We start from the raw sequence: 9,660 nt of genomic DNA on the forward strand, positions 1-9,660 counted from the left end.
ATTTTTGGCTATAATTTTTGATTAAAATTTATCACACAAAAGGCACAAAATGAGCGCAACTGCGACTAGCCAGACTAACATAAATACTACAAATCCTACAAACCCTCCAACGCCTGCGATGAGTGCCACAAGCGTGTATAACGAACTTCGCTCATCACATTCGCTAAAATCTATCGCTGATAAATTATACTTGCACACAGGCACTCTCAAACGCTGGGAGGCAACACAAAAAATCCCAAATGAATATCTCTATGATTTAAACTTTTTGCTTGGCAACAAATACAACTTGCAAAAGGTGGATTTTCGCTCACACAATGAATTTTTTACCAAAAAAGAAGTGGCAAAATATTGCTTTGAATCATTTTTGAAATTCTTAAATTTTCACAAATTAAATTCTAGCAAATACACATTTATAGAGCCTAGCTGTGGGGATTTGAGCTTTTTTAATCTAATGCCAAAAGATAGGCGAATCGGCATTGATTTGGAGGACAAAAAAGAGTATGAAAACAAAGGCATTTTGTGTGAGAATTTTTTAGGATTTACCCCAAAAGATTCACGCCAAAAATATATCGTGCTTGGCAATCCACCTTTTGGACTGCGTGGGAATCTCGCACTAAGATTTATCAATCACGCAGGGGATTTTGGGGATTATAAGGATTTGCAAAATGGTGCGGATTTTGTGGCGTTTATACTGCCTCCGCTTTTTGATAGCGATGGCAAGGGAAGCCCAAAAAAGCGCGTGAAAAACTATGAGCTAGTCCATAGCGAAAAACTCCCGCTAAATAGCTTTGTGTATCCAAACGGCAAGGAAGTCGAAGTGGCGACACTTTTTCAAATTTGGGCGCATAAAAAATTGCTTGACAATAAAACGCTAAATATACAATCTAACGCGCATAAAACCTGCAAAGACTTTATCAAAATCTACTCACTAAGCGATGGCGGGAGTAGCTCTAGCACACGCAACAAGGCAATGCTGTATAAATGCGATTTGTATTTGCCTAGCACTTGCTTTCACTCTGCTGGCAAACCACAGATGAAAATCTACTATGACTTTGAATCGCTCCCACATAGGCGCGGTTATGGCATTGTGATTTTGCGTGAAAATCCACAAGATAGGGCGCGTGTAAAATCCGCACTAGAATCAATCGATTGGGTGCAAACTAGCTTTTTAGGGACAAATTCTAGCCTAAATTTGCGCACTTCGCTTATCGAAAAGGCGTTGATTGAAAAGGGATTTTATGATAAGGGCTTAATGTAATGGATATTTTAGAGATTGCAAATGCCGTATTTAGCGAGATTGAGCGCGAAGTAAATGCGACTTCAAAATGGAAAAGCACGAGCAAATACGCACGGATTCGCCACTTGCAAATCGATAAGCGCGGGAGTTTTGGCGAAAGGCTTTTGCGCGATATTTTTAGCAAAGAGCGCAATATTTCACTTGCCTATCAAGACGGCGACCAAGGCGATTGGGATATAAAAATCAACGATATTCGCGTGGAAGTAAAAACTTCAAGCCTTGATGTGAATGATAAATTTCAAAACGAACATATCAAAAACACGCCAAATTGCGATTTTATCTGCTTTATCGGTGTTGCACCTGATAATCTTTATATGCGGTTAGAAAAAATTAGCGAGATTGATTTTAGCAAGTTGCACAATCGCGGGGAGCGTGGCACAGGCGCGGGATATAAATGGGATTTTAAAAAAGAGCAAATGATAGAGGTAAAAACCCGCGAGGAAGTTGTCGCACTATTTTATGCCAAAATGGGACTTGATAAAAAGAGCATTAAGAAAAGTTTGAAGTCAAAGCAATGATTCAAGGCAATAAATGAAAATCAAATTTTGCGGGTTGTTTAGGGAGTGTGATATTGAGTTTGCAAACGCGCTAATGCCCGATTTTGTGGGCTTTGTGTTTGCGAGGCAATCCAAGCGATTTGTGGATTTTGCTTTGGCAGGGGAGCTAAAAGCGCGACTAAATTCGCAAATCAAAGCGGTGGGAGTGTTTGTAGATAGCCCTGTGGAGCGCGTTTGCGAAGCGGTGCAAAGTAAAATCATCGACATAGTGCAACTTCACGGCAATGAAAATAACGCCTATATTAGCGCATTGCGCGAATCGTTGCAAAAAGATTGTGGCACAATCACGCCCATTATCAAAGCTATCAAAATGCGCGACTTGCATTCGTTAAATTTGGCGTTAAAATCAAGCGCGGATTTTATCCTACTAGATAGCGCAAAGGCGGGTAGTGGAGTGGCGTTTGAGTGGGAGATTTTGGAGGGGAAATTGCACGATTCGCGCAATTTGCAAGGCGCGAAATCAAACAATACAGATTCGCGCGATTTGGATTTGCAGGATTCGCAGGGTTTGGATTCGCGGGATTTGCGTGATTTTACGCATAATTTTGCTTCGCGCTTTTTTCTCGCGGGTGGGATAAACGCGGACAATCTGCCCCGCGCAATGTCGCTCAATCCTTATGCGATTGACATTTCAAGCGGGATTGAAAGCGAAGGCAAAAAAAATTTTAAAAAAATGCAGCAAATCATCAAAACCCTCCGCGCTAGTGGCGAATCTAAATAAGATTCATAGTGGATTCATAGCGGATTTATAGCGACAAAGCGCGGATTTTATTTGGCGTGATTTTGGATTCTCCATAGATTACGATTCGCATAAATCCATTAAATTTTCGCTACAATCGCGTTTTTAAATTTACAAAACAAAGGAAGTCCTTATGAATCTTATCCCAAATCTTAAAATCCTAAAAATCGAAATTTGCGTTAGTTTGGCGTGTTTTATTGCATTTGTAATTTTGCGTTCAATAAATGGCTTCCCTATTCCATTATACGACAATGCGGTAATATTAGCTGTTTTTAGAATTATACAGCTAATATGTGCGCTAGTTATTTTGATTGTGCCATTTCATATCATTTTTGCATTGCATAAAATCTCGCAAAGCACCACGCTATTTAAGCGATATATATTGCTTTTTGTGATGAGTGTCGTATATAGCATAGGTAGTTTTGTTATAATTCCGTTTTCGATACTAGTAGTATTTATACTACCTATCGGGCTTGTGATGTCGCTTGCAGGATTTATCGGGTGCGTTTATTTTGCGCAAAAATTGCTTAAAGAAATCGCATTTATTTGCAATGAAAAGCTCTTTTTGTGGGCGTTTTATGTGTATGTGGTTGAGATGATATTTAATTTTTTGTTGTCAACTTTGCTATTTTTTGACATTCCACTAACTATTGAAAATGCAATAAAATTGATAGCAATCTTTATCTTTCTAAAAGCAATAATTGCGGTAGCATTATCTGTGCTATTATTTATCGCTACGATTCGCACAAAGGCGATTCGCACTTCAAACACAGCGCGGATTGAAGTGTCGGATTCATAAAATGATTTAAGGGGCAAAAATGAAAAAATTAGCATTTATGATTTTGGTGGTGTTTTTGGGATACACAATCGCACAAGATTCAAAAGATTCGCACCAAACTTCAAGCGAATGGGAAATGATGGATTTTATGCAAGGCGATGAGGTTGAGCACAAAAAACAAGCATTAGATTCTTGCTATACAACGCAAAATAGCACACAAAATTGCGCCAAAATTTTGGCAGATTGGGAGAGTTTATGCGCTTATGGCGGGTCAAAATACTGCATTGCGCTTTATAGGATTTATGAATCACTTCGCGATAAAAAAGCGTTAGATAAAATCATAGCGACATTAAGACAGCAATGCGATAGCAACCAATCAGAAGCTTGTCTAGCACTTGGCGAATTTTACGAAATACAAGCGGGAGCAAAAAAGTCATTGCCATATTTTCAAAAAGCCTGTGATTTAGGCTTTTCGTCAAGTTGCGGTATTATCGTTTCGCGCTATTTTTATGGCGAATTTCAGCATTTAGACAAAAAGCAAATAAAACTCTATTTTGACAAAGCCCTGCAAACCGCCACAAGAGACTGCCAAAGGGGAGAAAAGACAGCTTGTGAGATGATTCGCTATCGGTATGAGCCATTGCGCATCGACATAGATTCAAAGTATCTGCCAAAAATCGCGGATGATTGGGAATATTTAGCGTATAGTTTTAGTTGGGAGTTGGAGTATTTTAATGATTGTATGAAAAAATATGCCAAGCATTGCGATGAGATTTTGCTAACTATTAGCAATTTGTGCAATGAAGGCGAAGGCAAATACTGCGTAGCAAAGGGTGTAATCATTTTTATTGCAGAGAATGAGGATAAAGGCATAAAGATTTTACAAAAAAGCTGCGATAGTGGTTATGCAACAGCGTGTGCGGTGCTAGGGCGAAAATTGACACCAATCCCAAACCCAAATAAACAGCCCAAAAAAGTCGATGCAGACAAAAGAGAAAAAAGAAAAAAAGGCATAGCATACGCCAAAAAAGCCTGTGATTTGGGTAGCTATTTGGGCTGTGCGCAGTTAGCAGAATTGCATTATTTTGGGTTAGGTAATGAATTATCAAAAGATAAGCAAAAGGCGCAACTTTATTTTGACAAAGCCTTGCAAATCGCCACTAGAGATTGCCAAAGAAAAGATGGATGGGAATCACCATTTAATTGGCAAAACGAAGCCTGCAAAGCCCTTAAAGATTTAGATAAAATAAAAGACAGAATTGATTCGATGAAATAAACAATAACGAAGTGCAAAAATGATTCGCCTAAATCTACAAATTTTTCGCTACAATCGCGCTTTTAAATTTTGCGATTCTAAAAGGGGGCAAATTGGCAAGATAAATAGCCACACTAGGGGAGAGCGGATTTTTAAAATACTATATTTTTTTGGCGTTATTGGTGTTTATGTTTTATGTATTAGTCGCCACCAAATAAAAAGGAAAAATAAATGCTACGAACATTAAAATCAAAAATTACATTTAAGCGAATCTTGGCATTTTTTGCGTTGGTGTTTATTTTGTGGATAATTTGTGATTATTATTTATTTGGGTATTTGGTGGCAAGTAAAAGCGGTTGGTATGTCTATGACAAAAAATTATATGATGAAATTTTAGCAATCAACCAAAATCGCGCAAATGTCAGCCAAGAAATGGACGATGAAATCAAAAGAGGCGAAAATAAAAAATGGGAAAAAGAAAAAGAAAAATATATTGATTTCATAGTAAGCACCGAAGAATTTTTTATAACGCATACAAAATGGGGAAACGCCGACAAAGATTTTTTTAAAGAAAGGGCACTAAATGGGGCGCGATTTAATTTTATCAGCGATGAGTTAGATAGGCAATTCCCACACAAACTCTCTAATGGCTATGAATATGTGTGCGTTAATGTGCTTTATTACAAATGCGTTAGCGATGAGATTCACTATAAGCGCGTAAGTTTAGGGATACATTCTTTCATAAATGAGAAATATTACTATAAGGATTCTAATCTAAATACGCATATTATCGCAGAGAGAAAAGGATTTAGATTCGAGCAATTAGGAATATGGGTAGGTGGCGATGAGGGTGCTGGATTTTGGATAGATTTTAGGAAGTTTATCAAAAGAATTGGCGATAATGTTTTTTATGTAGATAATATGCAAGATGAAGCAATACAATGAGCAATGCAAATAAAAAGCTAATTGATAACATTAAAGATTATGCAAATTGCGCAGATGCTAGTTATGATATGTTGGATTATTGTGTTTAAGGATAGAATATGGTTAAAATAAAAAATACGATAAAGATTGCATTATCTATTTTAAGCTCACTATTTTTGATAATATTTTTAGCAGGTGGTTGCTCATTTAAACTTATTGACCCGCAGTATTATGAGTTTAGGAAATTGTGTAGTAGGGTAGATAGTGAAATAGTGATTCATAATAAATATTTTTTTGAAATTGAAAAAAATAAAACATTCATCGAAACAGATGATAATGGATGTTTTTATGATGAAACATTAAAAGAAAAAATTTGTTTTGGATATTTTAAAAGAAAATCAAATGAAGTATATAATAAATGGGGTTTAATCAAAACTATTTCAGAGGATTATTATAAAAACACACACTATTCAACTTCAACATATTATAAATATACTTATAGCGGATTATTTTTGAAGGGTGATGAGGGTGCAGGATTTTGGATAGACACCAAAGATTTAAGAACCTGTGAATATTGGGATAATTTTCTATATGAACAACACAGCGTAAAACAAAGAGGATTTTAAGATGAAACACGACATACGCACGCACGAAGCGGATTTAAGTTTAGTAATTAAATTTTTGGATTACGCAAATTGCGCAGATGCGAGTTATGCGATGCTGAATTATGTATTTTACGGCAAATTGCAAGATGCACAAAAACTAGGCGATACATTTAATGGACAAAACTCTACTTACGCAAGGGCTATTGAAGCACGATTTAATAATGATAAAGTAGATGATTGGTGTATGCCTTTTACAGATACTTGCTTTAGCACCAAAGACAAAATCGCAAATAATGACATTTCTGCTGTTACGCTTGATTTTAAACTATCAAAACGCACAATCGATTTTGTAAATCGTTTTAAGATTCTAGCCCACCAGCCAAATACCACCAACGGATTTTCGGCTACTTTGTTTGAGGATACAAACAATGCTAATCAAAAGATTTTGGCGATTCGTGGGACAGAAATAGGGATAAAAGACATAATAACAGATATAGTTTTGGCTAAAAATGATATTCCATTGCAATGTTATGAACTCGCACAATTTTATGAGGAAATTATTAAACAAAAAATAGGTGATAAAAAATTGGTTGTTGTGGGGCATTCTTTAGGTGGATATTTAGCACAAGCCTTTTGCTTTATGTATCCTAATATAGTAAAAGAAGCCTATACTTACAATGCGGTGGGTTTATTGGCGGATTTTATAAAATTTCTAATAAAGTATAATATAAATCCTGTTGTATCAGTAGCTATTGATAACTTACCAAATAAATTACATAAATATGATAGTGTGATAAATGTCTTAAAAACAAACATTAAAAACTATGGAGATAAATTACCTCCCCCACTTGTTATTGATAACATTCACCACATAAAAACCGATGATGATTCAATAGCAGACAATAATTATTATCATAAAAATGTCATTCAATTTTTAGGCAACGATATACAGGGTAAAATGTATTTAATAAATGTGGATACTTTTTGGGGTTCACATTTTTTAGCTCCTACAATCGCCCAACTACAAATTGCCATAAACTACTTAAACGCAAATAAATCTAAAACATTACTTGATTTCAACCAAAAAATACAAAAAGACAAAGAAAACGAGCTAAACTTTTTAGAAAAAATATTATTTGATTTTGGCGTAAAACTAACACCACCAATGCCAAATATCATTAGCCACAATCTAATTCCTCCATCTATGCCAAAACCTTCCAAAGATTTACAAGAATCTATTGCTTATTTACAAACCAACTCTTTGCCAAAAGAGCCAAGAAAAGTAATGGTAGCTTCAAATAGTAATGGATTTTCCAAGCTAGAAATACAAGCATTAGAAAACTACACAGCGAAAATGAACCAATATAATGATGACTTAATAATATATAATCAACACAAAGAAATATACAACAAGCATTATATGTCTTATAAAGACGAACTACGCTCATTTGCAAAATCTTATGCAAATTATCAAGATTCACTTTATATACAATATCAAGCACATAATGCTATTTTAGCTAATCAAATCGCATTGCAATTTTTGCAAAAAGATTTATGGCAAGATTATAATTTTTATGAGATACTACAAGCATTGCAATCGTATAACGCTTACTATACATTTGCAGATTTTAGCAACATAGATTCTATTACCCTGCAAGATTTGCAAGATAATGCAAATTTAGGATATTTCTACTGCCTTTATCATTGCAATCCACTAGTCGTGCTAAACTCAACAAATCACACAATGCTAAATGAAAATCTAATTATAAAAAACTTTGGCTACAACTCATCTTTTTATCTCTCATTTATTACAAACAAAGAATCATTAAGCGATTCTTATTTAGATTCGCGTAAAGCCCTCTACAAATCCATAATGCAAATAAAAGAGCAAAAAGCACAAGCACAAAAACAAGAGATAGATTCTATAAATGTGGAATTAAAAGATTTAGATTCTAAACAAAGAGAGGCAATATTAAACGAGATTCAAAAAGAGCAAAAGACAAAAATAAGAGAATCTCAAAAGCAAGATAGTTTTAATCAAAAAGCTAATTCCACAAATGACTTAATCTTACAAAATAATGGTAAAACAAGCACGATTATATTTTTAGATTCAAGTGGTTTGGCATTAAAACCAAATGCAAATCGAGCAAAATCTAATCTAGATTCGCGATTAGATTCTAGCATTGATACAAATCTAAATGCTAATTTAGATTCCAAACCCTCAATGAGCAATCTTATCCACATTTACAACAAAAACAATCAAACTAAAATCGATATTTTTACAAAGCATAATACGATAATTGATATTTATGAGTTAGTCAAAAATTATAGTGAATATGGAATCTCTTTAGATTCTTTGCACTCTGCAAATACACAAATATTTCTTTATTCTATCTTGCTAAATGGTGGCACAGAATCCACTATGCCATATAGTGAATGTTTCTTTGGGGATTTAGGTTCAAACAATAATCCAAACTTCAATAACTCTAATGCAAATGATTCAGATTCAGATTCAAGTGCAAGAGATTCAAATGATTCAACCAATACAGATTCAAACAACGATTTAGACGAATCAAAGCCTATTTATTATTTAGAATGTGATGAAGTGGATTTAGATTCAAATGATTCAAACGATTCTGCTCAAACCCTCCAAGTATTCCTAAACAACCATAAACTTACAATCTTAAATTACTCAATTTTAGATTCTAGCCTAAATATCAAATTAGAATGCAAAAGCAAAGAATCTAAAGCGATTCAACAAAATGAGCAAGCCCAAAGAGACAAAGCACAGATACAATCTAGCACGCCTAGCATTAGCACAGCATTGCTTTGCCCTATATTAGAATGCGATGAGCTAAAGTGCACTCACGGAGGACAAGTCAAACTTACTTCAAACATAGGCAAAACCATAAAAGCAAAAACAAAAGATGATTCTAGCAAAGATTCGCCCATAATGCTAGAATCTGATTTGCTTTACTCTCCTATCTTAAATTGCCCTAACAATCTTGCAGGGATTCCTAGTCCTTGCACTCAAGTAGCGTTGATTCTCCCAAATGCAAGGGGATTAAAAAAATATAATGATGATTATCCTATAATGCAGGATTTATGCGTGAGTGGTGTATTTAGTGATAAAGGATTCCCAATAATTTGCACCCCAAAGCCAAATACGCTAAAGATTCAATCTCCAAAGCCAAGTAATAATAATGCAGAATCTAAAGAAGCCTTAGAATCTAATGTAGATTTTAGTATTCCTACTCTATCCATTATCACTGCTTATGATGGGTTAGATGAGTTTTACTTTACGCCTAGCATTTATGAGAGTAGAAAATCTAGTGAAGTTACTATATCTAGCCAAGCTAATTTTTATAATGCAAATAAATCACTAGATATTAGCTTTGATTCTATAAGCAACGATGATTTTCCAAATGATTTGGCTAACAATAATGTCTTAGAATCTGTCCTAGAATCATTAACGCACATTTATGACAAAAAGCATTTTAGTTAC

General features: G+C 34.9%; 8 protein-coding genes. All 8 read left to right on the top strand.

The genetic code is table 11. The annotated features are described in order from the left end of the window. The first annotated feature begins 49 nt into the window (after positions 1–49). Positions 50–1,258 carry a restriction endonuclease subunit M gene (locus tag ACWIUO_RS09210; RefSeq protein WP_454177607.1) on the top strand — a complete coding sequence of 403 codons (1,209 nt, stop codon included), beginning with the start codon at positions 50–52 and terminating at the stop codon, positions 1,256–1,258. Then, entirely contained in the window at positions 1,258–1,815 is a 558-nt protein-coding gene (locus ACWIUO_RS09215) for a hypothetical protein (RefSeq protein ID WP_454177608.1), read from the top strand. The genes ACWIUO_RS09210 and ACWIUO_RS09215 overlap by 1 nt, the downstream gene beginning before the upstream one ends. A gap of 13 nt (positions 1,816–1,828) precedes the next feature. After that, positions 1,829–2,575, top strand: a complete 747-nt coding sequence (locus ACWIUO_RS09220) for a phosphoribosylanthranilate isomerase (RefSeq protein ID WP_454177609.1) — start codon at positions 1,829–1,831, stop codon at positions 2,573–2,575. Positions 2,576–2,726: 151 nt separating this feature from the next. Further along, positions 2,727–3,392 (top strand): hypothetical protein, encoded by a 666-nt coding sequence (locus tag ACWIUO_RS09225; RefSeq protein WP_454177610.1) that lies wholly within the window; start codon positions 2,727–2,729, stop codon positions 3,390–3,392. 19 nt (positions 3,393–3,411) lie between these two features. Then, positions 3,412–4,647, top strand: coding sequence for a tetratricopeptide repeat protein (locus ACWIUO_RS09230; protein ID WP_454177611.1), 1,236 nt, complete (start codon positions 3,412–3,414; stop codon positions 4,645–4,647). A gap of 210 nt (positions 4,648–4,857) precedes the next feature. Next, a complete protein-coding gene (locus tag ACWIUO_RS09235) occupies positions 4,858–5,571 on the top strand; it encodes a hypothetical protein (RefSeq protein ID WP_454177612.1) in 714 nt (237 codons plus the stop codon). A gap of 98 nt (positions 5,572–5,669) precedes the next feature. Next, the gene (locus tag ACWIUO_RS09240) at positions 5,670–6,176 is read left to right on the top strand and encodes a hypothetical protein (protein WP_454177613.1); all 507 of its coding nucleotides are present in this window, start codon (positions 5,670–5,672) and stop codon (positions 6,174–6,176) included. Position 6,177: 1 nt separating this feature from the next. Beyond that, positions 6,178–9,660, top strand: a 3,483-nt coding sequence (locus ACWIUO_RS09245) for an alpha/beta fold hydrolase (RefSeq protein WP_454177614.1), incomplete at its 3' end; no start/stop codon positions are given.

Source organism: Helicobacter sp. T3_23-1056 (genome assembly GCF_053654535.1).